The organism is Pseudorhodobacter sp. W20_MBD10_FR17, from assembly GCF_052119765.1.
GTDB lineage: Bacteria > Pseudomonadota > Alphaproteobacteria > Rhodobacterales > Rhodobacteraceae > Pseudorhodobacter.
The window spans coordinates 115,770-138,161 of sequence record NZ_JBGQOQ010000006.1 but is presented as its reverse complement, the minus strand read 5'-3'; the positions used below and the strand labels follow the sequence as shown (position 1 = coordinate 138,161).

Below are 22,392 nucleotides of genomic sequence, written 5' to 3'. Positions count from 1 at the left end.
GGCAGTTTTACATCAACTTGCGGCGCCGTGTCACGCGAATTTCCAAGTCTGTGATCTTCTTGCGCAAAGTATTGCGATTGATCCCAAGAAGATCGGCACATTTAGCCTGATTTCCGGCAGTAGCATCCAAGGCGATTTCCAGCAAAGGCGCCTCAAATTCCCGCAAAATCCGCGCATAGACGCCCGGAGGAGGTAGCGTACCGCCATGCAAATCGAAATAGCGGCGCAAGTGCCGTGCCACGGAAGCCGAGAGTTTGTCGCCCTCCCCACCACCGCGCAAAGGCTCGGTTGCGGGTTGATTGCTGAGCATCCCCTCAATTTCGGAACGCGCTATTTCTGGCTCGGTCGAGGTGACCAACAAGCGGCGTACCGCGTTTTCCAACTGACGCACATTGCCCGGCCAGCTGTAATTGCGCACCAACTCGCGCGCATCCGACGACAGTTTGCGCACAATGCCAGAATCGCGCTCGCCACGGGCTAGGAAATGCTCGGCCAACAGCTCGATATCTTCGACCCGTTCGCGCAAGGATGGCACCTGAATGCTGACCCCGCCCAAACGGTAAAACAGGTCTTGGCGAAAGTTGCCCGCCTCCATCCGCTGCGCCAGATCGGTTTGTGACGTGGCCATAACACGCGGGGCATTGTCACCGAAAATATCCAGCATCCGCACGATGCGCGCCTGTGTTTCATCGTCATAATCGCCGATTTCATCAAACACCAAACTGCCGCCCTTGGCACGCGCAAGCAACGATGACGGCCCGTCAATCCCTGCCAGATCAGAGGCATGCACAACCACAAAGGGCTGGCTGCGACGGTCGGAAAAATCATGGATCGCGCGGGCAATCAGCGATTTGCCAGTGCCCGATTCGCCGGTGATAAGCACGGCCAAATCGGTGTTCATCACCCGCGCCACCAACCGGTAGAGCGCCTGCATCACCGCCGTCCGCCCGACCAGCGGCAGATCATCGCCCATTTCACGCGGGGCGGTTGGTGGCCGCACCGGCGCACGGCGCTTTAAATCAAGCGCACGGGCCGAACGTTTCATCAGATCGGGCAAATCAAACGGCTTGGGCAGGTAATCATAGGCCTCGGCCTCGGCAGCCTGAATCGCCGTCATGATGGTGTTTTGCGCCGAAATAACGATGACAGGCAGGCCTGGCCGCAGTTTAGAAATCTGCGGCAGCGCCTCAAGCCCGTTACCATCGGGCATCATCACATCGGAAATGACCAGATCGCCTTTGCCCTCTTCAACCCAGCGCATCAGCGTGGTCAGGCTGGACGTGGCATGAACTTTGCACCCTGCGCGGGTCAGTGCCTGCGTCAGAACTGTGCGGATTGTGCGATCATCATCTGCGACAAGAACAGTACCATCCATCGCTTATACTCCTGTAGGTTTTATTTTGGGCGCCAAGGGCAAAGACACACGAAACACCGTGCGGCCAGGAACGGAGTCGACCGCGATCCAGCCGTCATGGTCCGAGATAATCTTGGACACCAAGGCAAGGCCCAGCCCCGTGCCGTTTTCACGACCCGAGACAAAGGGCTCAAAAACATTATCGGCAATGCCGAGCGGCAGGCCGGGACCATCATCGATGATTTCAACCTGCAAGGCCAAAGGGTTACCCGACCCGTCCTTTTGCCGCATCCGCAGCGACAGATCATAGAAGGTGTGTAGCCGAATGGTACCGCCATCGGGTCCAGAGGCCTCGGCCGCATTTTTTATCAGGTTCAAAAACACCTGCATCAGCTGATCGGGGTCGGCAAAAGTGTTGGGCAAGGACGGGTCGTAATCCTCGACAATCACCATATTGCGGGCAAACCCGACCATTGCAGAACGCCGCGCACGGTCCAGCGCATCATGCAGGTTGACCGATTGGCGGTCTGGCGGGCGCAGGTTGCCGAACTGTTCAACCTGTTCCAGCAGCTTCACAATCCGCCGCGTTTCCTCAACAATCAGGTCTGAAAGCTCGCGATCCTCAACCGACAGGTTCATCGCCAGCAATTGTGCCGCGCCCGAAATGCCTGCCAGCGGGTTCTTAATCTCATGCGCCAGCATTTCCGCCATGCCAATCGCTGATTTTGCAGCGGTTTTCACGGCAGAAGAGCGCCCCAAACGGTCGGCAATATCACGCGGGCTGATCAAGACCATCAAAACATCGCGGTGGTCTTGCATCGGCGCAATTTGGATCCGGCAATGCACCGGCGCGCGCTCGCCCGTTGTGATCTCGACATCGTTGATAACAATCGCAGATTGGTTCACCCGTACCCGCGCCATTGCCTCTTCCATCGGGGCGTCGATATGCAGGCGTTCCAGCAAGGCATGGCCCTTTAGGCTGCGCATCGACAGGTTCAAAAACAGCTCGGCGGCGGGGTTGATTTCCATCACCGTGCCATCGGCATCCACCAACAAGGCAGGCACCGGAAGCGAGGCCCAAAAGGCGCCCGGAATAGGGAAACTGTTAAGGTCGGTCATGCGGCCACTCCTTTTGCGTCGGCAAAGATGGCGCGTAGCTCGGTCACCACGCGGCTTGGATCGGTCAGCGTCAGCAACAGCCCTCGCGCCTCGGTTTGGCCTGCGGTTTCCAAGTACCAGCCCAAATGCTTGCGTGCGGTTTTCACGCCCAGCTCGGGGCCGTAAAACGCAAGCATGTCCTCGTAATGTTCGACAACCAGATCGCCCAAGGCAGCCCCTTGCGGCACAATTGGCGCAGGTGTGCCATAAAGCGTGGCCATGATTTGCGCCAAAACCCAAGGCCGCCCCTGCGCGCCACGCCCCACCATCACGCCATCGGCGCCCGAGGCAGCAAGCGCTTCCAGCGCCGCATCCGGCCCAACAATATCGCCATTGGCTATGACGGGAATCGATACGGCCTCTTTGACACGCCGAATGGCGGCCCAATCGGCAGAACCTTTGTAAAACTGACAGCGCGTGCGGCCATGAATGGTGATCATCGCGATCCCCGCCGCCTCGGCCCGCCGCGCAATGTCGGGGGCGTTCAGCATATCATCATCCCATCCCAGCCGCGTTTTCAGCGTGACAGGCACCTTAACCGCGCCCACCACTGCCTCGATCAACGACAGCGCGTGATCGGGAATTTTCATCAACGCCGATCCGGAATAGCCCGTCGTCACCTTTTTGGCGGGGCAACCCATATTAATATCAATGATTTTCGCGCCTTGGCCTTCGACATAGCGTGCAGCCTCGGCCATCCAATAGGCCTCACGCCCTGCCAGTTGAACCGACGTTGCTTGCTGGTCAAACCCCAGCTCGGCGCGCGCACGGGCCAAGGGACCAGCCTGCACAACCTCTTGGCTCGCGACCATTTCCGACACCACAAGCCCCGCGCCAAACCGCGCCACCAGCCGCCGAAACGGCAAGTCGGTGATGCCCGCCAGCGGTGCCAGCAAAACAGGTGGGGTAATGGATAAAGCGCCGATTTGCACGAATATGCCTTAAGTTTAGACTTTACCTACCCCAACTAAGCCCGCAATTGGCGAAAGACAAACCTTTGCGCTAAAAAAATGACCGAAAAATCAAAAACGACTAATTTTTAATCGCAAAGCTTTTGCCCGCACCCATTGCAGGCCCAGATTGCACGCCTGATTGCTCTGGGCGTGCAGATCCCGTACAACACACCAACTCAACCTGGACACCACAGAATGACCCGTGCCGTTATCATTACCGCCGCAGGCCGAGGCACCCGCGCGGGTGGCGATGTGCCAAAGCAATGGCAGATGCTCATGGGCAAACCGGTGTTGCAGCATACCATCGACGCCTTCCGCGCCATGCAAATGTTTTCGCAAATCGTGGTGACGCTGCATCCTGATGACGACGCATTTGCCGCAACGCTGGGCGATGGCATTCTGCGCGTTCTTGGCGCAGACACCCGCGCCAAATCGGTTAAGAACGCACTGGAAGCTATTGAGAACCAAGGTTTAACGTCGGTATTTATTCATGACGGCGCGCGCCCTTTTCCAAGCCGCGCGATGATCGATCGCCTCTGCGATGCGCTTAGCCGCTATAAAGCCGCAGCCCCAGCCTTGGCCGTCACCGATGCGCTGTGGCGCGGCGAAGGTGACCATGTGACTGGAGTTCAAGACCGCACGGGCCTGTTTCGTGCACAAACCCCGCAAGCCTTTCATTTTGCTGAGATTTTGGCGGCACACCGCGCCCATACCATGGATGCCGCCGATGATGTCGAGGTGGCCCGCGCGATGGGGCTTGAAGTGGCCATTGTTGCGGGCGATGAAGAAAACATCAAAATCACCCTTCCTGGTGATTTTTTACGCGCTGAACGTATTTTGGCGCAGCGGATAAAGGAGACGTGAATGGATATCAGGCTTGGCAACGGTTTCGACGTGCATGCCTTTTGCGAGGGCGATCACGTCTGGCTTTGCGGCGTTAAAGTCGCGCATACGGCCGGGCTTTTGGGTCATTCTGACGCCGATGTTGGCATGCACGCGTTGACAGATGCGCTATATGGTGCCTTGGCTTTGGGCGATATTGGCCAGCATTTCCCGCCGTCCGATCCGCAATGGAAGGGTGCCGCAAGCCATATTTTCCTAGCCCATGCGATGGAAATGGCCCGTGCGCGCGGCTTTGCGCTTGGAAATGCCGATGTGACCCTGATCTGCGAGCGCCCAAAAATTGGCCCCCATGCCCTTGCGATGCGCAGCGCTTTGGCCGAGATTATGCAGGTCGATATCGACCGCGTGTCTGTCAAAGCCACGACCAGCGAAAAGCTGGGCTTTACCGGCCGCGAAGAAGGCATCGCTGCCTTGGCCACAGCAACATTGGTGAAACCATGACCCTTAGCCGTATCGTTTCCATCTTTTTTGGCGCAGGGCTTTTGCGCCCCGCGCCCGGCACGTGGGGGTCAGCTGCGGCCCTTGCTGTGGGGCTGTTGCTGCACCGGATCGGGCATTTTCCGCTGCTGGCGGTAGCCACGGTGCTGGTCACGCTGATCGGTTTTTGGGCTTGCCGCACAGAGCTTGCCGGAAAACCGGGTGAGGACCCGTCCGAGATTGTGATTGATGAGGTGGCGGGCATGTGGATTGCCCTACTGTTCCCGTCCTTCGCGTTTTGGTACGCGGGCCTTGCGGCTGACAGCTTTCCTTACCCCGGCTGGGTCGCGGCCTTCCTGCTGTTCCGGCTGTTTGACGTTTGGAAACCGTGGCTTGTGGGCCGTGCCGATGCGCGCGGCGATGCCGATGGCGTGATGATTGATGACCTATGGGCCGGGCTTTTTGCGGGCATTGGCACCATGGTGCTGGCGGCAATCGCCCACGGCATTATGCGGGTACTGTGATGGAACCCGCTGCGATTCTTGCGGCCGCCCGTGCGCGCGGCATCACTATTGCCACCGCCGAAAGCTGCACGGGCGGCATGGTTGCCGCCGCCCTGACAGATATTGCCGGGTCTTCTGATGTTTTTGACCGCGGCTTCATCACCTATTCGAACGCGGCCAAGGTCGACATGCTTGGGGTGTCGCCGCAAACCCTTGCCACTGACGGCGCGGTATCCGAGGCCGTCGCGGTTGAGATGGCTGCGGGCGCTTTGCACAACGCAGGTGTCGCGCTTGCCGTATCCATCACCGGAATTGCAGGCCCCGGCGGGTCCGCGCACAAACCCGAGGGCCGCGTGTGCTTTGGCCTTGCGCAACGTGGCCAGCCCACCCGCGCCGAAACTATAGAATTTGGCGCTTTGGGGCGCGCGGTGGTCCGGCGCAAAGCCACCGAACACGCGCTTGGCCTGTTGGCATTGGCCATATCTTAAGTTTGCAAAACGCCCTTTAATCCACCCAGTTTGAAATATTTCGCCTAATTATTAGGATATTTTTAAATTGCTGCGCCATTAGGCGCCCAAGCACTGCCTTGATGCTTTTATTTGCAAGCAAATGACGTTTTTTTCCGCGCAATTGAAAAAACCAGCAGGAGCGCCCATGAACGCCGCAGATACCGCTTGGATAATGACCGCCACGGCCCTTGTCCTTTTCATGACATTACCGGGGCTCGCCCTGTTTTACGGCGGGCTTGTCCGCGCCCGCAACGTGCTTAGCGTTTTCATGCATTGCGCCGCGATTGCCGCATTGATGAGCTTGATTTGGCTTGCGGCGGGTTATTCCATCGCGTTCGGCAATGATGGTCCGTATTGGGGCGGGCTTGGTAAGCTGTTTCTGAACGGCGTCACCACTGACAGCCTAACCGGCACCCTGCCCGAGATTGCGTTTTTCACTTTTCAGATGACATTTGCAATCATCACGCCCGCGCTAATCGTCGGCGCTTATGTAGAACGCGTGAATTTTGCCTTTGTGCTGGCGTTCTCGGCGCTGTGGATGTTGATCTGCTATGCCCCCGTCGCACATTGGATTTGGGGCGGTGGCATGATGGCTGACGGCGGTATTTTCGGCGCGATTGGCACCAAAGATTTCGCGGGCGGCATTGTCGTGCATGAAACTGCAGGCCTTGCCGCGTTGTTGCTGGCCATTATGATTGGCCCACGCCGCCATAAATCGACCCCGCCACACAGCCCCGGCATGGTGCTGATTGGCGCAGGAATGCTGTGGGTCGGTTGGTTCGGCTTTAACGGCGGCTCGGCACTGGCTGCCGATGGTACCGCTGCAATGGCGATCACCGTGACCCATATTTCTGCCGCTGCCGCCTCGATGTCTTGGGCATTGTGGGAGCGGATCAAGTTCGGCAAATCCTCGCTTGTGGGCCTTGTTACCGGTACCATCGCAGGGCTGGCCTCGATCACACCCGCCTCGGGTTTTGTTGGCCCGATTGAGGCGCTGGTCATAGGCCTAATCGCAGGTGTGCTGTGCCAAGAGGCTGTTTTGCTTATTAAAAACCGCTTGGCGATTGATGACACGCTGGATGTGTTCGCAGTTCACGGTGTTGGCGGAATTTTCGGCACCATTATGATTGCCGCCTTTGGCGCAGGCACCTGGACAGCCCAGCTTGGCGCTTTGGCCATCGTTGGCGCGTGGACGCTTGGCACCACTTATATCATCGCAAAACTCGTCGGCATGCTCACCCCTATGCGCGTGGATATGGAGTCCGAACACACCGGCCTCGACCTCGCCTCGCATGGCGAACGCGCTTACGATATGAACAGCTAAACTATTAAGGGGGCAGCAAATGCCCCCTTATTTTGGCCCGTAAAGCTCATCTGCGCGGCGTTCAAACGCCCGCACCACGCGCAGCATAGCTTCATTGAACACAACCCCAATGATCCCCTGCAAAATCGCGTTTTTAAACTCAAAATCCACCATAAACTCTACCTCGCAGCCGCCCGCCACATCGCGAAACGCCCAAGTAGAGCGCAGGTATCTGAACGGCCCGTCAAGATATTCGGTGTCAATCTTGCTCGCTTCGGGCCACAGCGTCACGCGGCTGCCAAAGCGTTCGCGAAACACCTTAAAGCTGATGACAAGATCGGCCTCCAGCACTTCGCCTCCCTCCACCGCTTTGCGCGACCGTATCCGTGCGGCCGAATTCCACGGCAGAAATTTGGGGTAACTTTCCACATCAGCCACCAGCGCAAACATCTGGTCGGCGGTATACGGCAGGTGCTTGGTCTCGGAGTGGCGTGGCATAAAGCGATTTAATCCGTCTTGGGCGTGACTTGCGCTTTGGTTTTGGATAAACAGACAAGGAAAATCAAGGGGCCGCCATGCCAACGAGACCATATGTGATAGATCAGTTGATTTCGGCCAAGGCGATTGCCGCCCGAATCGAGGCACTTGCCGACGAAATCCGCACCCATTTCAGCGGTACGGACAAGCTGGTCGTCGTGGGGCTGCTGCGCGGTTCGTTCGTTTTTATCGCCGATCTGGTGCGCGAATTGGACCTGCCGGTTGAGGTCGATTTTCTTGAGGCGTCAAGCTATGGCGACAGCACCGTCAGCAGCAAGGAAGTTCGCATTCTCAAGGACTTGCGCGGCGAAATTGCGGGGCGTGACGTGCTGGTTGTTGAAGATATCGTCGACACCGGTTTCACCCTGCACCATGTGCTGCACCTGCTGCAATCGCGCAACCCCGCCCGGATCGAGGTATGCGCCCTGCTGGATAAACCCACCCGCCGCGAGGTTGATATAAAGGCCACATGGACGGGCTTTGTGATTCCCGATGAATTTGTTGTGGGTTACGGCATTGATTTCGCGCAGCGTAACCGTAACCTGCCCTATATCGGCAAGGTGCGCTTTACCGATACCGACTGATGCTGCCCGATCTTCTGGCACCCGACCTGAAACTGATCTTTTGCGGTACCGCAGCCAGCCATAAATCGGCCGCACGGGGCCATTATTACGCAGGCCCCGGCAACCGTTTTTGGCCCTTGCTGTTTGAGACCGGCCTAACCCCGCGCCGCTTTTTCCCAACCGATGATGGACTTTTGCTGACACTTGGCATCGGCCTTACCGATCTGGCCAAAGGTGTTTCGGGCATGGACCGTGACATTCCCGCCCAAGCCTATGCGCCTGCGCGGCTGAAGACGTTGATCGCTGAATTGCGCCCGCAGCGGCTCGCCTTTACCAGCCTCACTGCCGCCAAAATAGCCCTTGGCAGCCGCTATGGGGCTGGGCGTATTCTGTCCCCTGCCTTCGCGGGTTTGCCGATTTGGGTTTTGCCATCCCCTTCGGGCGCTGCACGCGGGACTTTTTCCAGCCAGCCATGGCATGATCTGGCCAATGATTTTAGGGGCGATACATGAATTACATTTGGCTTTTGCGCGCTGCCCGCTGGGCCCGAAACCCGCCATCATCGGCGCGGGTAAAGCTGGTCTTGGGGGTCATTCTGGCATGCCTTATCCTTGTCGGGGTCGAGCATTTCTGGGGCTGGCCAGACTTTCTGACGGTCAATAGAACACCCCATCGGGGCATGTTACGCTAGGCAATCACGTTTCCGTGAGGGGCCGTTTCATACACAGTTGTATAGTACGCGCGGCACGCAATCCGCTACTAAAGGGTGAAACACCCAGAACCAACAGGATCCTTCCATGAAAAAACTCGTCTTGCTCGCGCTTGCCGCGGCACTCCCCGCAATGGCGTCATTTGCCCAAGAGGCAGAATCGCCATTTGCCGACACAGTTGAAATTCGTCATGGTTTGATGCTGCAAATGGCCGCCGATCTGGGCAAACTGGGCGCAATTGCCAAGAATGAGACCCCTTATGACGCCGCCACAGCCAGCAAAGCCGCCGCCAATATTGCAGCGATTGCTTCGGTGATCAGCATGGATCAATTCCCAGCTGGGTCCGAAGTGGACGCCGCCCCAGACAGTTTCGCTTTGCCCGCAATCTGGACCAACCCTGACGATTTCGCCCTGAAAATCACCGGCCTGAATGACGCCGCCTCGTTTATGGTTGCGGCTGCCGGCAAAGATGCTTCCTCAATCAAGGGTGTTATGGCAAACTTGGGTGGTGCTTGTGGCAGCTGCCATAAGGCTTACCGCCAACCAGAAGAATAAACAGAAAAGGGGCCAGCGTATGAAGCGGTTTTTGTTAACAGGCTCAGCACTGGCCCTTATCGGGCTTGGTGGTTTTTTGGTCATCACGCGCCCCGCCCATGTTGATGCCACAGCAGTTGCGGCCCTAACAGGCGATGCGATGGCTGGGGAAAAGCTGTTCTGGCTGGGCGGTTGCGCCTCATGCCATGCGGCCGAGAATGCCGAAGGTGATGCCCTGAAACTGCTGTCCGGCGGCAAGTCTTTTGTGACCGATTTTGGCACATTCCACGCGCCAAATATTTCAAACGATCCCGACCATGGTATCGGCGCTTGGACAAATGCCCAATTCGCCGATGCGTTGCTACACGGCACATCGCCCGAAAACCAGCATTTCTACCCTGCCTTTCCCTACGCGTCCTACACCCGCGCCACATTGCAAGAGGCGGTTGATCTGCGCGCCTATATGGCCACTCTGCCGTCGTCAGCAGAACCGAACAAACCGCATGACGTCGGCTTTCCCTTCAATCAACGCTGGCTTTTGGGCGGCTGGAAACTGCTCTTCTTGTCGGACAAACCTGTTGTCATAGGCGATCTGACGGACCAAGAAAATCAGGGCCGCCACTTGGTCGAAGGTTTGGGCCACTGCGGCGAGTGCCACACACCGCGCAATGCCTTGGGCGGGCTTGATAAATCAGCTTGGCTGTCTGGCGCAGCCAATCCCGATGGCAAAGGCCGTATTCCCAACATCACCCCCGCAAAGCTCGATTGGTCCGAAACCGACATTGCCGAATATTTGAATTCAGGGTTCACCCCCGAGTATGACAGTGCCGGCGGCTCGATGGCCGAAGTCGTCGTCAACCTATCTCATCTCTCGGATGAAGAACGCGCCGCCATCGCGGCCTACTTAAAACGCGTGCCGCCTATCTCAAATTAAAGAAGGCCGCCTGCATCATCTGTTCAAAAATATCCTCGGGGGGTCGCTTTGCGCCGCAAAGCGTTTGGGGGGCAGACAGCCCCCCTCGGCCCTAAATTACCGCGCGCCCAGTTTCGCCAACCGCGCCGCCCGCATCCGGGCAAAATCATCGCCCGCGTGATAGCTCGACCGCGTCAATGGCGTCGAAGACACCATCAAAAACCCTTTGCCATAGGCCGCCGTTTCATAGGCCTTAAACTCTTCGGGTGTGACAAAGCGGTCAACGCGGTGATGCTTGGGGGTGGGCTGCAAATACTGGCCGATGGTCAGAAAATCGACATCGGCTGCGCGCATATCATCCATGACCTGACGCACGCCCATCGCCTCTTCGCCCAAACCGACCATGATGCCCGATTTGGTAAACATCGTCGGGTCCAACTCTTTTACCCGCTGGAGCAAGCGCAAGGAATGGAAATACCGCGCGCCGGGCCGTACCTCGGGATAGAGTCCCGGCACGGTTTCAAGGTTGTGGTTAAATACATCCGGCCGCGCCTCGACCACTTTTTCCAAAACCGAAGGGTCACATTTCAGAAAATCCGGCGTCAAAATTTCGATCGTCGTGTCGGGGCTGCGGTGGCGCACGGCGCGGATGGTCTGGGCAAAGTGATCGGCCCCGCCATCCTCCAGATCATCACGGTCCACGGATGTAATCACCACATGGTTCAGCCCAAGTTGCTGCACCGCATGTGCCACGCGCCCCGGCTCAAACGCGTCCAAGGTTTGCGGTTTGCCTGTGGCGACGTTGCAAAACGTACAGCCACGGGTACAAATTTCGCCCATAATCATCATGGTGGCATGGCCCTGCCCCCAGCATTCGCCGACATTCGGGCAACCGGCCTCTTCGCAGACCGTGACCAGCTTTTGCTCTTTCAAAATGTCGCGGGTTTTTTTGTAGCCTTCCGAGGTGGGTGCCTTCACCCTGATCCAAGCAGGCTTTTTCGGCTGCTCATTATCGGCGCGATGCGCTTTTTCAGGGTGACGTTGGTCCGGCAATTTAAGGTCGCGCACAGTGTTTTCCCCCTGACGACATGCTATCCCCCGAAATTACGCGTTTTTTTCCGCCGATACAACCTCTGCGCCGCCTTTGCAGGCCACACCGCTTGCATTGTGTGCATAGCTTAGAAACATGCAAAAGGGGCCCACTGGCCCCCTTTTTCACCCAACCCCTTTTTTTCAGCCAATCATCGGCCCATGCTTGCCATAGGTCGCATCATAATGCAGCCGCAGTCGTTGCAATGCGATCCGCAGCACGATTTTGCCCGACCGCGCCGACCAGCCCATCCGCTTTTCGGCGACCTCCAAACCTTCCAGAAAACAACAGCACCGCAGCACCATATCGCCCAAGCCCGGACCCAAATCGCGCAAAGCCCCTGAAACGCGGTCGCGCGCGCTTCCACCGCTTTTGCTGTCGGGGGCAAAGCTGCCCCTATCGCCGCCAGTCAAGAACCGCTCCCAGTTTTGGGTGACGCGTGGCCCCATCTGGGCCAGCTCAAAATCCATCCGCAACTGTTCGGCTGCGGCCACCAGTTCGGGTGGCAAAAATGGTTTGCCATCGCGATCACGCCGCCGCGCCAACACCTGCACTGGGCTTTCCGCCGCATTATAGCGTACGCGGCGCTCTTCGCCCTCGTCTTCGACAACGCGCGCGTCCCATGTGCGGTGCTGATCGCCAAAACTGGCGGCGGCCTCGGCCATGCCATGCCCATCCTCTTGCACCGCCATCCGCTTTAACGCGGCACGGCCCGCTTGCGTGATCAGATAGGTCGAAACCCGCCCCGGTTTCGGGCATGTAATCCAGTCTTGCAGCGCAAACGCCTGCGCCACGGCCCGATCCGTCACCGCCAAACGCAGCGTGCGCCCATCGGGAAAGCTGCGCAACACGGCTGCTTTTTCAAGATCTGCGGCGATTGCCAGCACGGTATCCGCCTCGGCCAAGCGCCGCAAAATGCGCCTGCCTTCGCGTATCATCGTGGTCTCATCAATCGTTAAACTATCCTTCCTGATCGGGGCTGTCATGTTTTGGGCGTCCTTCCGGCTGTGGGTGTCTTTGGTTTCTTGTGCGCGACCCAGCGCTGACAGCGCCTCATCCACCAAAGGATCATCGCGGCGGCACTCATAACGGCGCACTTGGCGCATCACCGTTGACGCATGGCAACCCTCGCGCCGCGCCAACTGTCGCAAGGAAACGCCTTGCTCGGTGTGATCAAGATACAGACGTACCGCATCGGGCAGCCAATCCGGTAATGTGAGTTTTGTACCGAGGTTAGAGCTCATGTCATTATTCCGCACCGCCCGCTCCGAGTTTTTGGTCCAGCCTTGGACTTTTTCAACTCTGAGTAGCATTGATTACCTGTCCGTTAATATATTCGTTGTTGGCCATAATTGTTTCCAAATCATAAACAATTGCGAAGGCAGCGTTCGCTGGAAACAATTAACGCGCAACGCAAGGTTGCACTGATGCAACATCACCCGGCAAACACCTGGAGGATAAAATGTCAGATATCAGCACCATTCTTGCCAACCTGCGCCGCCCCCGTCTGTTGATCCGCGCCGCGCGCCACGGCATCCAAGACTATCGTCGCGAGCGCGATCTGCGCCGCCTGATAGATGCGGTCTCGCCGCCCAGCCCCGAGGCCGCATTGGCCCGCCTGTTCGATGCCGAAGAGCGCGCCGAAGAAACCCGCCGTGCAGGCGATGCGGGCTATTCCATCGCTCGTCATGTTGAATTGTTGATCGCGATGATGGCCGAGGCGCGTTTGCTGCGCCCGCAGGCCGGTACCTGATTTGCGAACTTAACACCCTTGCCACAACGAAAAAGGCCCCTCCGATACGGAAGGGCCTTAATTCATTTTCTACAAGTCTTAAATAAATGCGTCGGGCATCGAGGCTTTCTTGCGCGCAACATAGTCATCAATCGAGTCCCGAATGCCCTCATCCAAGGCAGGCGCTTGATAGTCGCCGATCATCTTGGCCACACGGTTGGCCGCCAGCGTTTCGGTATCGCGCGCGCCTTCCTCATACCACGTCTCAAACGGTTTATAATCAAACAGCTCTGACCGCCAAAACGCCGATTTAAAGTTCTTTTGCGTGTGTTCGCAGCCCAAGAAATGCCCACCCGGCCCGACTTCGCGCAGCGCATCCATCGCTTGGCCGTTGTCATCCATTGACACGCCTTTGGCCAAATGGTGCAGCGTGCCCAGCTGATCGGCATCCATCACAAACTTTTCAAAGCTGGAAACAAGGCCGCCTTCCAGCCAACCGCAAGCGTGCAACATAAAGTTCACCCCCGACAGCAGCGCCATATTCAGGCTGTTCGCGGTCTCGTACGCCGCCTGCGCATCCGGAAGTTTCGATCCACAGAATGACCCGCCCGACCGGTACGGCAGGTTCAGCCGCCGCGCCAGTTGCCCCGCGCCATAGGTGATATGCGAGGCCTCTGGCGTCCCAAACGTCGGCGCGCCCGAGTTCATATCGATCGAGGTCACAAACGCCCCGAAAATCACCGGAGCACCGGCGCGCACGAGTTGGCTATAGGCAACACCGGCCAAAACCTCGGCCAACACTTGCGTCAAGGTCCCAGCAACCGTTACCGGTGCCATAGCCCCCCCCACGATAAACGGCGAAATAATCGCCGCTTGGCCTGCCTTGGCATAGACTTCCAACGCGCCCATCATGGTGGAATCAAACGTCAACGGGCTGTTGATGTTGATCAGGCTGGTCATCACCACGTTTTGGTCAACGAAATCCGCACCGAACAGCAGTTTTGACATTTCAACCGAATCTGCTGCGCGTTCAGGCTCGGTGACCGACCCCATGTAGGGCTTATCCGACAGCACCATATGCGCGCGCAGCATGTCCAAATGCCGCTTGTTCACCGGAATATCAGTCGGCTCACACACCGTTCCGCCAGAATGGTGGACCCATTTCGACATATAGCCCAGCTTCACGAACTTCTCAAAATCCATCATCGTGGCATAGCGCCGCCCGCCTTCACGGTCGCGCACAAAAGGAGGGCCATAAACCGGTGCCAGCACCAAATTCCGTCCACCAATTTCAACGTTGCGGTCGGAATTGCGGGCATGTTGGGTAAATGTGCTAGGGGCCGTTGCGCACAACTGGCGCGCCAACCCGCGCGGAATATGAACCCGCTCGCCTTTCACATCGGCCCCCGCCGCGCGCCAACGGTCAAGCGCCGCCGGATTGTCGACGAAATTAACGCCGATCTCTTCCAACACGGTTTCCGCGTTGTACTCGATAATCTGCAAGGCTTCTTCATTCAGAATCTCAAAATTCGGAATGTTGCGCTGAATGTATTTCGCCACGTCAAAGCTAACAGCCGTCCGCTCTGCCCGCCGCGCCGATCCACCACCACCGCGCGCCCGCCGTCCTGCCACTTCATTCATCGCGAAACCTCCCGCATTATCCGCAAACTTGCGGCCCATTCGCGCCCTTATGCCGCCAAACGCCGCGCGCCCACTTCTCATTTCCGTCACTTACTGCCCAAAACCGACATTCCAAAGTGTCGCGCCGCGCCATTTCATCTTGGAAAAAATACCTTTGGGGGGAAGGTCTGATGAAATCAGGCCTGTGGGGGGCAAACAGCCCCCCATTTCAGACACATTCCGCGCGTTTGCCCACTTGCGATTCTGCAAATCCTTGCTTATTCCCCGCATATGACACATCATGAACGCCTCCTCATCATCGACTTCGGCTCTCAGGTCACGCAGCTTATCGCGCGCCGCCTGCGGGAATTGAACGTCTATTGCGAAATCCATCCCTTTAACAAAGTGGATAATACGTTTCTGGCCGAGTTTCAGCCCAAAGCGGTGATCCTCTCGGGTGGCCCTGCGTCGGTCTTTGCCGATGGCGCGCCGATGCCGCCGGCCTCGGTCTTTACGCTTGGCGTGCCGGTTCTGGGCATTTGCTACGGCCAACAAGTGATGATGCATTGCTTGGGTGGCCATGTAGAGCGCGGCCACGGCACAGCCGAATTTGGCCGTGCCTTTGTGACGCCAACGGCTGAAAAGCTTTCCATCCTTAAGGGCTGGTTTGAAAATGACCGCGAACAGGTTTGGATGTCGCACGGCGACCACGTCTCCAAGCTGGCCCCCGGCTTTTCGGTCTATGGCACCTCGCCCAACGCGCCTTATGCCATCACTGCCGATGTGTCGCGCGATTTCTATGCCGTGCAATTCCACCCCGAGGTGCACCATACCCCGAACGGCGCGAAACTCTATGAAAACTTTATCCGTCTTGCTGGCTTTACCGGCGATTGGACGATGGGCGCCTACCGCGAACAAGCCATCGCTGCGATCCGCGAACAAGTTGGCGACAAACAGGTAATCTGCGCTTTGTCCGGCGGTGTCGACAGTTCTGTCACCGCGTTGCTGATCCACGAAGCCATCGGTGACCAGCTCACTTGCGTGTTCGTTGACCACGGTTTGCTGCGGATGAATGAGGCCGAGGAAGTTGTCGCGATGTTCCGCGATAACTATAACCTTAACCTGATCGCCGCCGACGAATCCGAGTTGTTCCTTGGCAAGCTTGACGGGGTGTCCGACCCCGAAACCAAGCGCAAGATCATCGGCGGATTGTTCATCGACGTATTCCAGAAATACGCCAATGACATTGAGGGCGCGGAATTCCTCGCCCAAGGTACGCTTTACCCTGACGTCATCGAATCTGTCTCCTTCTCGGGCGGCCCCTCGGTTACGATCAAATCGCACCACAACGTGGGCGGTTTGCCGGAAAAAATGGGCCTGAAACTGGTCGAACCCTTGCGCGAGCTGTTCAAGGATGAGGTCCGCGCTTTGGGCCGCGAGCTTGGCCTGCCTGCGTCGTTCATCGGCCGCCACCCTTTCCCCGGCCCCGGTTTGGCCATTCGCTGCCCCGGCGAAATCACCCGTGAAAAGCTGGCGATTTTGAAAAAGGCCGATGCGGTTTATATCGACCAAATCCGCAAACACGGGCTGTATGATGAGATTTGGCAAGCCTTTGTCGCCATTCTTCCCGTTCGTACAGTGGGCGTGATGGGCGACGGACGCACCTATGATTTCGCCTGCGCCCTGCGCGCGGTGACATCCGTTGACGGCATGACCGCCGATTACTACCCCTTCACCCATGACTTCCTTGGCGAAACCGCAACGCGGATTATCAATGAAGTTCAAGGGATTAACCGCGTTACTTATGACATTACATCAAAGCCGCCGGGCACGATTGAATGGGAATAACCACCCTTACCGGCACGCTGACCTGCCAAACGCAGGGCGAGGTAGAGATGGTTCAGGCCTACTTGCCTGAACACATCCGCCTTAGCCGTGCCGAGGTGGGGTGTTTGAAGTTCAACGTCACCCAAACTGAGGACCCTATGGTTTGGCATCTTGATGAGGCGTTTGTCGATGCGCAGGCGTTTGCCGCCCATCAAACTCGCAGCAAGGCCACGATCTGGGCCGAGAAAACTGCCCATTTGGCCCGTGACTTCAGGCGTGTAGACAGCTAAATTAGCGCGCCCCGCCAAAGGGGCGCGCAGATGGGCTTAACGGCTCTTGAACAAAGACCCCAAAATACCGCGCACAATCGCTTGGCCGCTTTTCGTGCCCAACTGCCGCGCGAATGATTTTGCAAACGCCTCACCCACGCTATCGGACGAAGATTTCCGCGCCTTGGGGGCTGCCCGCCCGCCATCATAGCGCCGCGCAGACTTAAACTCACGCGTGTCGATCTGGTTTTCTTTGGCATCCTGTGCGGCTTTGGCCTCGGCAGCCTCGGCATCTGCTGCCTCTTTTGCCGCCGCATCAGCCCGCACCTTCAGTCGTTCAAACGCCGAATCGCGGTCAATTACCGCCTCATATTTGCCCGCAACCGGCGATCCTGCCATCAGCATCGCCCGCGTGCCCATATCAATCGGCCCCAGCTGGCTGCTTGGCGGCCGCACCAGCGTGCGTTCCACCACGCCCGGAATTCCTTTATCCTGCAAAAACGAGGTCACAGCCTCACCGGTACCGACCTCTTTAATCGCATCCTCAGTCGAAAAACGCGGATTTTCGCGGTAGGTCTGCGCCGCCAGCCGCAAATCTTTCTGGTCGCGCGGCGTGAACACCCGTAGCGCGTGTTGCACGCGGTTGCCCAATTGCGCCAAAACATCATCCGGCACATCGGCAGGCTTTTGCGTGATAAAATAAATCCCCACGCCTTTCGACCGGATAAGACGCACGACCTGCTCCACCTTATCGACCAGCGCTTTCGGCGCGCCGTCAAACAGCAAATGCGCCTCGTCAAAGAAAAACACCAGTTTCGGCTTATCGGGGTTGCCCACCTCGGGCAGCTCTTCAAACAGTTCGGATAACAACCACAGCAGGAACGTCGCATAGAGCCGTGGCGCGCCCATCAACTGATCGGCGGCCAGAATATTGATCCGCCCGCGCCCGTCTTTGTCGACCGTCATCATATCGGCCAAATCCAGCGCAGGCTCGCCAAACAAATTATCGCCGCCTTGATTTTCCAACACCAGCAAGCGCCGCTGAATGGCCCCGATCGAGCTGGTCGAAACAAGCCCGTATTTGGCGCTGATATCGGTCGCATTCTCGGCAATAAACGTCAGCATCGCACGCAGATCTTTCATATCATACATCGGCAAACCTTCGTCATCGGCAATCCGAAACGCCACGTTCATTACGCCTTCTTGTGGCTCGGTCAGCTCTAGCAACCGCGACAGCAGCAGCGGCCCCATCTCGGCCACGGTGGTGCGCACAGGGTGGCCCTGCTTGCCATACAGATCCCAAAACGTCACGGGAAACGCGCTGTATTTCAAATCTAGCCCGATCGTCGCGGCTCGCTTCATAAACGCCGCATGCAGCTTTTGGCTTTCTGTGCCGGGTAGCGCGATCCCCGAAAGATCACCCTTCACATCCGACATAAACACCGGCACGCCTGCCGCTGAAAACCCCTCGGCCAAGATCTGTAAAGTCACGGTTTTGCCGGTGCCTGTCGCCCCTGCAATCAGCCCGTGGCGGTTGCCATAGCCCAACAGCAGGCCTTGCGGGTCCGCATATGCAGCCCCCCCACCTCCCACGAAAATACTGTCTTCAGCCATCGCAAACACCCTCTTCAACCTATGGCTGCAAACCGTGCAGCCGTCATCTCTTGCAACCAAAATACATTGTTAACGTTTCTATGCCAGAGTCCTTCTGACCAAAGGCTTGGAAACAGGTGTTTGGTGCAACTTCCTCCCTGTTGAACTGGCCGCGCCCTTGAAAAGGCGCGGTTTTTTTATTCTGACATCACATAAAAATCATCACGATTCCCTGTTGACGCCCTTTAAATTTGGCCTTAGCGTCCCAACCCATGACGTCGGCCAGTCCGACAGGGAGCAAAAATAATTAAAAAAACAGGGTCGGTTCGCCGGCCCTAGTTTATTTTAAACCTACATACCCGCTCTACTTATATCTTGCGCGGCAATCCGCCTTGTGACCGCCCGATACCAATCATTTCGGCCTGACACTTTGCAAAGGCCATGGTAAACAAACGACAAATCACTGAAGGACTGATCCGAATGTACGCCACCAAAACTGCACAGCTTTTCGCGACGACCCTTTGCCTGCTGGTTGGCACCGCAGCGTTGGCGCAAACGACGGCCCCAGAAACCACAACGGCGCCAGCCGAAACCACCGCGCCAGCCGAAACTGCTGAAACATCTGCCGCCAATGGCCTATCGATGGGCAAAACCGAAGGCGCAGCGAATGGCGTAGGCACGACCTACACCGCCGCATCCTTTGGCGACTGGGAACAGCGCTGCGTCAAAACCGAAGACGGCGCAGATCCTTGCCAGCTGTATCAATTGCTGAAAGACGACCAAGGCAATGCCGTGGCAGAGATTTCGATTTTCGGCTTGCCCGCCGGCCAAAAAGCCGCTGCTGGCGCGACCATCATCGCCCCGCTTGAAACGCTGCTCACCGAAGATGTCACAATGTCGGTTGATAATGGCCAAGCTCGGAAATATCCGTTCTCTTGGTGCTCCAATATTGGCTGTATCTCTCGTGTCGGCTTTACCCAAGCCGAAATTGACAGCTTTAAAAAGGGGAATGGGGCTGTTTTGAGCATCGTTCCCGTCGTAGCTCCTGACCAAAAGGTAGAGCTCAAGGTATCCCTGTCCGGCTTCACCGCAGGCTATGACGCCGTGAACAAAACAAACGGCAACTAATCCATCAAGACGTCGCAATACCCAAAACGCCGCGCCCAATCTGCGCGGCGTTTTCATATCTGGGGCCCGTTTTCCTATGACCCACCATTCTGTGGCCCACTTTCTGTTCGGTAAAAATATCCTGGGGGGAATGCGCCTTCAGGCGCAGGGGGGCAACGCCCCCGCCTGCCTACTCAAATCGGCGACTCAAACCCGCCGCAATGCCAAAACCGCATTCAACCCGCCAAAGGCAAAAGCATTAGAGATTGCCGCCTCTACCCGTGCCTCGCGCGCCTCATTTGGCACCACGTCCAGCGCACATTCCGGGTCCGGCTCCTCATAGCCAATCGTTGGCGCAATAATGCCATCGCGCAACGCCATGATGCAGGCCAGCAACTCGACCGCGCCCGTCCCACCAATCAAATGCCCATGCATCGACTTGGTAGACGAAATCATCACATGATCCGCCTGCGGCCCAAACACATCGGCCACAGCCGCACATTCGGTTTTGTCATTCGCCGCCGTGCCCGTGCCATGCGCGTTGATATAGCCCACATCGGCAGGGTTCAGCCGGGCATCGCGCAGCGCCCCGGCAATCGCGCGCGCGGCCCCTTGGCGTGACGGCATCACAATATCGGCCGCGTCCGAGGTCATGGCAAACCCTACCACCTCGGCCAAAATCTCGGCTTTGCGTTTTCGGGCATGCTCAAGCTCCTCAAACACAAACACCGCAGCACCTTCGCCCTGCACCATGCCATTGCGCGTCAGGCTAAACGGACGGCACGCCTCTTTTGACATCACGCGCAGGCCTTCCCACGCTTTGATTCCGCCAAAACACAGCATGGATTCCGACCCACCCGTCACCATCGCGCGGCTCATGCCAGAGCGGATCATATGAAAGGCCTGCCCCATAGCGTGGTTAGAACTGGCACAAGCTGTGGCCACCGAAAAGCTGGGCCCGCGCAGGTTAAACTCCATTGACACATGGCTGGCGGCGGCGTTGTTCATCAGCTTTGGCACCACAAACGGATGCACGCGGTTTTTGCGTTCCTCATACACCGCGCGGTAGTTTTCATCCCACGTGTTCACGCCCCCGCCCGCCGTGCCCAGCACAACGCCCGCCTCATTGCCCAAACGGCCATCAAAATTCAGCCCCGATTGCGCAACGGCCTGCCGTGCGGCGACCAGTGTGAACTGGGTAAATTTATCAAACAAAACGATCTGTTGGCGGTTAAAATGCGCCTCAGGGTCCCAGCCGTGCACTTGGCCCCCGATCTTAATCGACAGCCGGTCAATATCGGGAATATCCAGCGCTGTAATCCCGCAGCGCCCCTGCGCAAACGCCTTAAGCGTGCCCGCCACATCTTGGGCAAGCGCGTTTACCGTCCCCGCGCCCGTGATGACAACCCGTTTCATGCGGCCTGAAGGTCGATCAACCCTTGTACCGCCGCCGATATGGTGCGCACCGAGGTCAGGTCAAACCCGCTGTCCTGCGGCGCATTGGCATTGAACGGCACTGAAATATCAAAGGTTTCCTCAATCGCAAAGATCGCCTCTACCAGCCCAAGGCTATCGACCCCGAGGCTTTCCAAACTGCTGTCTGGCGACACATCCGCCAGATCAAGCCCGGCTTGTTCGGCAATGATACTGCGCACTTTATCTTCGACGGTCATCATCTCTCAGCCCTCCGTTTTATCTGCTTTATCAGGCGTTTGTGACAGTTTCTTAAACAAACGTGGCAAGCGACGCAGCGCTTTTTGCATTTCCAGATGGGTTTCCATTTTCACCGCAGGATAGCCCAGCAAGACCCGCCCTGCGGGCGCATTTGTGAAAATTTTAGTGGCCCCACCCGCAATCACATCATCGCCGACAAAGATGTTGTCATTCACCCCGCATTGCCCTGCCAGCACGACACGGTTGCCAATCCGGCTTGATCCCGCAACCCCAACCTGCCCGCAAAGCAAGCAATCATCGCCCACCTGTACGTTATGCCCAATATGCACAAGGTTATCCAACTTGGTGCCATTGCCAATAGAGGTGTTGCGAATGGTGCCGCGATCGATACAGACGTTCGCGCCAATTTCCACATCATTCCCAATACTTACAGCACCTAATGAATGTATTCTGGTCCAGCTTTGTGCGGCAATTGCATCGCGCTGGCCAAGGGTCTGACGAATTTCCTCAACCCCCGATTTTTCGGGCGTCACAAAAGAAAATCCGTCGGCCCCAATCACCGCACCGGGCTGGCAAATAAAGCGGTCGCCAATCACCACGCGTGCGCCAATCCGCGCCCCTTGGCAGATCAACGCATCCGCGCCGATCTGCGCCCCTTCGGCAATAGACACATGGCTGGCAATCCGCGCATTCGGCCCAATCCAAACCCCTGCGCCAATCACCACAAACGGCGCAATCGCGGCGCCCTCGCCGATCATCGCCGATGGATCAACCACCGCCATTGCATGCACGCCGGCCGCAATCATCGGCCCCGCATCCAACATCCGCGACAAGCCAGCCATTGCCAACCGCCCACGCGGCGCAAAAATAGCAGCCTTCAGCCCCAGCGCTTGCCAATCGGCCCCCTGCCACAGCAACGCGGCAACGGCGGCCCCTTTGGAAATGCCATCGCCGTAGCGTGGGTCCATCGCCAAAGCCAAATCATTTGGCCCCGCCGAGGCAGGCTCGGCTGCACGCTCGATCACCACCGATGTGTCACCAACAGCCTCGGCCCCAAGCGCCAAAGCGATCTCTGCAATAGTATGGCCCATGCTCGGCTCCTTCAGTGCGTGGCCACCCAAGG

The 22,392-nt window shown here is 57.6% G+C and carries 25 protein-coding genes; 14 read left to right on the top strand and 11 right to left on the bottom strand.

Translation table 11 applies throughout. The features are described from left to right. Nucleotides 1-7 precede the first annotated feature (7 nt). The 3 genes from ACEN2J_RS06115 to dusB are packed head-to-tail and all read right to left on the bottom strand — an operon-like array spanning nt 8 to nt 3,450. The gene (locus ACEN2J_RS06115; protein WP_442104121.1) at nt 8-1,375 is read right to left on the bottom strand and encodes a response regulator; all 1,368 of its coding nucleotides are present in this window, start codon (nt 1,373-1,375) and stop codon (nt 8-10) included. 3 nt (nt 1,376-1,378) lie between these two features. After that, complete coding sequence (locus tag ACEN2J_RS06110) at nt 1,379-2,473, bottom strand: two-component system sensor histidine kinase NtrB (protein WP_442104120.1); 1,095 nt, start codon at nt 2,471-2,473, stop codon at nt 1,379-1,381. Then, a complete protein-coding gene (gene dusB / locus ACEN2J_RS06105) occupies nt 2,470-3,450 on the bottom strand; it encodes a tRNA dihydrouridine synthase DusB (RefSeq protein WP_442104169.1) in 981 nt (326 codons plus the stop codon). Before dusB ends, ACEN2J_RS06110 begins: the two co-directional genes overlap by 4 nt. 210 nt (nt 3,451-3,660) lie before the next feature. Between dusB and ispD the strand changes: the two genes are divergently transcribed. The 5 genes from ispD (at nt 3,661) to ACEN2J_RS06080 (ending at nt 7,121) form a co-directional block, all read left to right on the top strand. Next, on the top strand, nt 3,661-4,329 hold the full coding sequence (gene ispD / locus ACEN2J_RS06100; protein ID WP_442104119.1) for a 2-C-methyl-D-erythritol 4-phosphate cytidylyltransferase: 669 nt from the start codon (nt 3,661-3,663) through the stop codon (nt 4,327-4,329). Then, nucleotides 4,330-4,809, top strand: coding sequence for a 2-C-methyl-D-erythritol 2,4-cyclodiphosphate synthase (gene ispF, locus ACEN2J_RS06095; protein WP_442104117.1), 480 nt, complete (start codon nt 4,330-4,332; stop codon nt 4,807-4,809). Continuing rightward, entirely contained in the window at nt 4,806-5,309 is a 504-nt protein-coding gene (locus ACEN2J_RS06090; RefSeq protein WP_442104115.1) for a phosphatidylglycerophosphatase A family protein, read from the top strand. Before ispF ends, ACEN2J_RS06090 begins: the two co-directional genes overlap by 4 nt. Next, on the top strand, nt 5,309-5,776 hold the full coding sequence (locus ACEN2J_RS06085; RefSeq protein ID WP_442104113.1) for a CinA family protein: 468 nt from the start codon (nt 5,309-5,311) through the stop codon (nt 5,774-5,776). The genes ACEN2J_RS06090 and ACEN2J_RS06085 overlap by 1 nt, the downstream gene beginning before the upstream one ends. A gap of 166 nt (nt 5,777-5,942) precedes the next feature. Next, the gene (locus tag ACEN2J_RS06080) at nt 5,943-7,121 is read left to right on the top strand and encodes an ammonium transporter (protein ID WP_442104111.1); all 1,179 of its coding nucleotides are present in this window, start codon (nt 5,943-5,945) and stop codon (nt 7,119-7,121) included. Between the two features lie 27 nt (nt 7,122-7,148). Here the strand turns inward: ACEN2J_RS06080 and ACEN2J_RS06075 are convergent, their stop codons facing one another. Next, nucleotides 7,149-7,598 carry a type II toxin-antitoxin system RatA family toxin gene (locus ACEN2J_RS06075; RefSeq protein WP_442104109.1) on the bottom strand — a complete coding sequence of 150 codons (450 nt, stop codon included), beginning with the start codon at nt 7,596-7,598 and terminating at the stop codon, nt 7,149-7,151. 77 nt (nt 7,599-7,675) lie between these two features. On the opposite strand from ACEN2J_RS06075, the gene hpt reads away from it, so the two are divergent. The 5 genes from hpt (at nt 7,676) to ACEN2J_RS06050 (ending at nt 10,378) form a co-directional block, all read left to right on the top strand. After that, nucleotides 7,676-8,221, top strand: coding sequence for a hypoxanthine phosphoribosyltransferase (gene hpt / locus ACEN2J_RS06070; RefSeq protein WP_442104108.1), 546 nt, complete (start codon nt 7,676-7,678; stop codon nt 8,219-8,221). Then, nucleotides 8,221-8,712, top strand: coding sequence for a mismatch-specific DNA-glycosylase (locus ACEN2J_RS06065; RefSeq protein ID WP_442104107.1), 492 nt, complete (start codon nt 8,221-8,223; stop codon nt 8,710-8,712). Before hpt ends, ACEN2J_RS06065 begins: the two co-directional genes overlap by 1 nt. After that, nucleotides 8,709-8,891 (top strand): hypothetical protein, encoded by a 183-nt coding sequence (locus tag ACEN2J_RS06060; protein WP_442104106.1) that lies wholly within the window; start codon nt 8,709-8,711, stop codon nt 8,889-8,891. Before ACEN2J_RS06065 ends, ACEN2J_RS06060 begins: the two co-directional genes overlap by 4 nt. Nucleotides 8,892-8,997: 106 nt before the next feature. Continuing rightward, entirely contained in the window at nt 8,998-9,465 is a 468-nt protein-coding gene (locus tag ACEN2J_RS06055) for a c-type cytochrome (RefSeq protein ID WP_442104105.1), read from the top strand. Nucleotides 9,466-9,484: 19 nt separating this feature from the next. Continuing rightward, nucleotides 9,485-10,378 (top strand): c-type cytochrome, encoded by an 894-nt coding sequence (locus tag ACEN2J_RS06050; RefSeq protein WP_442104103.1) that lies wholly within the window; start codon nt 9,485-9,487, stop codon nt 10,376-10,378. A 96-nt stretch (nt 10,379-10,474) separates the two neighbouring features. On the opposite strand, the gene lipA is transcribed toward ACEN2J_RS06050, so the two are convergent. Both lipA and ACEN2J_RS06040 read right to left on the bottom strand, forming a co-directional pair. Then, nucleotides 10,475-11,425: a lipoyl synthase gene (gene lipA / locus ACEN2J_RS06045; protein ID WP_442104102.1), complete on the bottom strand. Its 951-nt coding sequence runs from the start codon at nt 11,423-11,425 to the stop codon at nt 10,475-10,477. Nucleotides 11,426-11,590: 165 nt separating this feature from the next. Beyond that, a complete protein-coding gene (locus ACEN2J_RS06040) occupies nt 11,591-12,691 on the bottom strand; it encodes a DUF6456 domain-containing protein (protein WP_442104167.1) in 1,101 nt (366 codons plus the stop codon). Between the two features lie 218 nt (nt 12,692-12,909). Between ACEN2J_RS06040 and ACEN2J_RS06035 the strand changes: the two genes are divergently transcribed. Then, nucleotides 12,910-13,200 (top strand): DUF6477 family protein, encoded by a 291-nt coding sequence (locus ACEN2J_RS06035; protein WP_442104101.1) that lies wholly within the window; start codon nt 12,910-12,912, stop codon nt 13,198-13,200. 78 nt (nt 13,201-13,278) lie between these two features. Here the strand turns inward: ACEN2J_RS06035 and ACEN2J_RS06030 are convergent, their stop codons facing one another. Continuing rightward, nucleotides 13,279-14,820: a trimethylamine methyltransferase family protein gene (locus ACEN2J_RS06030; RefSeq protein WP_442104166.1), complete on the bottom strand. Its 1,542-nt coding sequence runs from the start codon at nt 14,818-14,820 to the stop codon at nt 13,279-13,281. Between the two features lie 270 nt (nt 14,821-15,090). On the opposite strand from ACEN2J_RS06030, the gene guaA reads away from it, so the two are divergent. Both guaA and ACEN2J_RS06020 read left to right on the top strand, forming a co-directional pair. Continuing rightward, the gene (guaA, locus tag ACEN2J_RS06025; protein ID WP_442104099.1) at nt 15,091-16,647 is read left to right on the top strand and encodes a glutamine-hydrolyzing GMP synthase; all 1,557 of its coding nucleotides are present in this window, start codon (nt 15,091-15,093) and stop codon (nt 16,645-16,647) included. Beyond that, nucleotides 16,638-16,916 carry a putative quinol monooxygenase gene (locus ACEN2J_RS06020; RefSeq protein WP_442104098.1) on the top strand — a complete coding sequence of 93 codons (279 nt, stop codon included), beginning with the start codon at nt 16,638-16,640 and terminating at the stop codon, nt 16,914-16,916. Before guaA ends, ACEN2J_RS06020 begins: the two co-directional genes overlap by 10 nt. Before the next feature lie 36 nt (nt 16,917-16,952). Here ACEN2J_RS06020 and ACEN2J_RS06015 read toward each other — a convergent pair whose 3' ends face one another. After that, the gene (locus ACEN2J_RS06015) at nt 16,953-18,509 is read right to left on the bottom strand and encodes a helicase HerA-like domain-containing protein (RefSeq protein ID WP_442104096.1); all 1,557 of its coding nucleotides are present in this window, start codon (nt 18,507-18,509) and stop codon (nt 16,953-16,955) included. 459 nt (nt 18,510-18,968) lie between these two features. Between ACEN2J_RS06015 and ACEN2J_RS06010 the strand changes: the two genes are divergently transcribed. Continuing rightward, nucleotides 18,969-19,616 carry an invasion associated locus B family protein gene (locus ACEN2J_RS06010; protein WP_442104094.1) on the top strand — a complete coding sequence of 216 codons (648 nt, stop codon included), beginning with the start codon at nt 18,969-18,971 and terminating at the stop codon, nt 19,614-19,616. Nucleotides 19,617-19,802: 186 nt separating this feature from the next. Here ACEN2J_RS06010 and ACEN2J_RS06005 read toward each other — a convergent pair whose 3' ends face one another. Genes ACEN2J_RS06005 through ACEN2J_RS05995 form a run of 3 tightly spaced genes read right to left on the bottom strand, consistent with a single transcriptional unit; the run spans nt 19,803 to nt 22,360 of the window. Next, the gene (locus ACEN2J_RS06005; RefSeq protein ID WP_442104093.1) at nt 19,803-21,011 is read right to left on the bottom strand and encodes a beta-ketoacyl-[acyl-carrier-protein] synthase family protein; all 1,209 of its coding nucleotides are present in this window, start codon (nt 21,009-21,011) and stop codon (nt 19,803-19,805) included. Then, nucleotides 21,008-21,268: an acyl carrier protein gene (locus tag ACEN2J_RS06000; protein WP_442104164.1), complete on the bottom strand. Its 261-nt coding sequence runs from the start codon at nt 21,266-21,268 to the stop codon at nt 21,008-21,010. Before ACEN2J_RS06000 ends, ACEN2J_RS06005 begins: the two co-directional genes overlap by 4 nt. A gap of 6 nt (nt 21,269-21,274) precedes the next feature. Beyond that, complete coding sequence (locus ACEN2J_RS05995) at nt 21,275-22,360, bottom strand: UDP-3-O-(3-hydroxymyristoyl)glucosamine N-acyltransferase (protein ID WP_442104091.1); 1,086 nt, start codon at nt 22,358-22,360, stop codon at nt 21,275-21,277. Nucleotides 22,361-22,392 lie beyond the last annotated feature (32 nt).

What these genes read in the sequence shown, in the direction of transcription:
- ACEN2J_RS06115 (WP_442104121.1), bottom strand. Translation starts at nt 1,375, where the DNA reads ATGGATGGTACTGTTCTTGTCGCAGATGATGATCGCACAATCCGCACA.
- ACEN2J_RS06110 (WP_442104120.1), bottom strand. Translation starts at nt 2,473, where the DNA reads ATGACCGACCTTAACAGTTTCCCTATTCCGGGCGCCTTTTGGGCCTCG.
- ispD (WP_442104119.1), top strand. Translation starts at nt 3,661, where the DNA reads ATGACCCGTGCCGTTATCATTACCGCCGCAGGCCGAGGCACCCGCGCG.
- ispF (WP_442104117.1), top strand. Translation starts at nt 4,330, where the DNA reads ATGGATATCAGGCTTGGCAACGGTTTCGACGTGCATGCCTTTTGCGAG.
- ACEN2J_RS06090 (WP_442104115.1), top strand. Translation starts at nt 4,806, where the DNA reads ATGACCCTTAGCCGTATCGTTTCCATCTTTTTTGGCGCAGGGCTTTTG.
- ACEN2J_RS06085 (WP_442104113.1), top strand. Translation starts at nt 5,309, where the DNA reads ATGGAACCCGCTGCGATTCTTGCGGCCGCCCGTGCGCGCGGCATCACT.
- ACEN2J_RS06080 (WP_442104111.1), top strand. Translation starts at nt 5,943, where the DNA reads ATGAACGCCGCAGATACCGCTTGGATAATGACCGCCACGGCCCTTGTC.
- ACEN2J_RS06075 (WP_442104109.1), bottom strand. Translation starts at nt 7,598, where the DNA reads ATGCCACGCCACTCCGAGACCAAGCACCTGCCGTATACCGCCGACCAG.
- hpt (WP_442104108.1), top strand. Translation starts at nt 7,676, where the DNA reads ATGCCAACGAGACCATATGTGATAGATCAGTTGATTTCGGCCAAGGCG.
- ACEN2J_RS06065 (WP_442104107.1), top strand. Translation starts at nt 8,221, where the DNA reads ATGCTGCCCGATCTTCTGGCACCCGACCTGAAACTGATCTTTTGCGGT.
- ACEN2J_RS06060 (WP_442104106.1), top strand. Translation starts at nt 8,709, where the DNA reads ATGAATTACATTTGGCTTTTGCGCGCTGCCCGCTGGGCCCGAAACCCG.
- ACEN2J_RS06055 (WP_442104105.1), top strand. Translation starts at nt 8,998, where the DNA reads ATGAAAAAACTCGTCTTGCTCGCGCTTGCCGCGGCACTCCCCGCAATG.
- ACEN2J_RS06050 (WP_442104103.1), top strand. Translation starts at nt 9,485, where the DNA reads ATGAAGCGGTTTTTGTTAACAGGCTCAGCACTGGCCCTTATCGGGCTT.
- ACEN2J_RS06040 (WP_442104167.1), bottom strand. Translation starts at nt 12,691, where the DNA reads ATGAGCTCTAACCTCGGTACAAAACTCACATTACCGGATTGGCTGCCC.
- ACEN2J_RS06035 (WP_442104101.1), top strand. Translation starts at nt 12,910, where the DNA reads ATGTCAGATATCAGCACCATTCTTGCCAACCTGCGCCGCCCCCGTCTG.
- ACEN2J_RS06030 (WP_442104166.1), bottom strand. Translation starts at nt 14,820, where the DNA reads ATGAATGAAGTGGCAGGACGGCGGGCGCGCGGTGGTGGTGGATCGGCG.
- guaA (WP_442104099.1), top strand. Translation starts at nt 15,091, where the DNA reads ATGACACATCATGAACGCCTCCTCATCATCGACTTCGGCTCTCAGGTC.
- ACEN2J_RS06020 (WP_442104098.1), top strand. Translation starts at nt 16,638, where the DNA reads ATGGGAATAACCACCCTTACCGGCACGCTGACCTGCCAAACGCAGGGC.
- ACEN2J_RS06015 (WP_442104096.1), bottom strand. Translation starts at nt 18,509, where the DNA reads ATGGCTGAAGACAGTATTTTCGTGGGAGGTGGGGGGGCTGCATATGCG.
- ACEN2J_RS06010 (WP_442104094.1), top strand. Translation starts at nt 18,969, where the DNA reads ATGTACGCCACCAAAACTGCACAGCTTTTCGCGACGACCCTTTGCCTG.
- ACEN2J_RS06005 (WP_442104093.1), bottom strand. Translation starts at nt 21,011, where the DNA reads ATGAAACGGGTTGTCATCACGGGCGCGGGGACGGTAAACGCGCTTGCC.
- ACEN2J_RS06000 (WP_442104164.1), bottom strand. Translation starts at nt 21,268, where the DNA reads ATGACCGTCGAAGATAAAGTGCGCAGTATCATTGCCGAACAAGCCGGG.
- ACEN2J_RS05995 (WP_442104091.1), bottom strand. Translation starts at nt 22,360, where the DNA reads ATGGGCCATACTATTGCAGAGATCGCTTTGGCGCTTGGGGCCGAGGCT.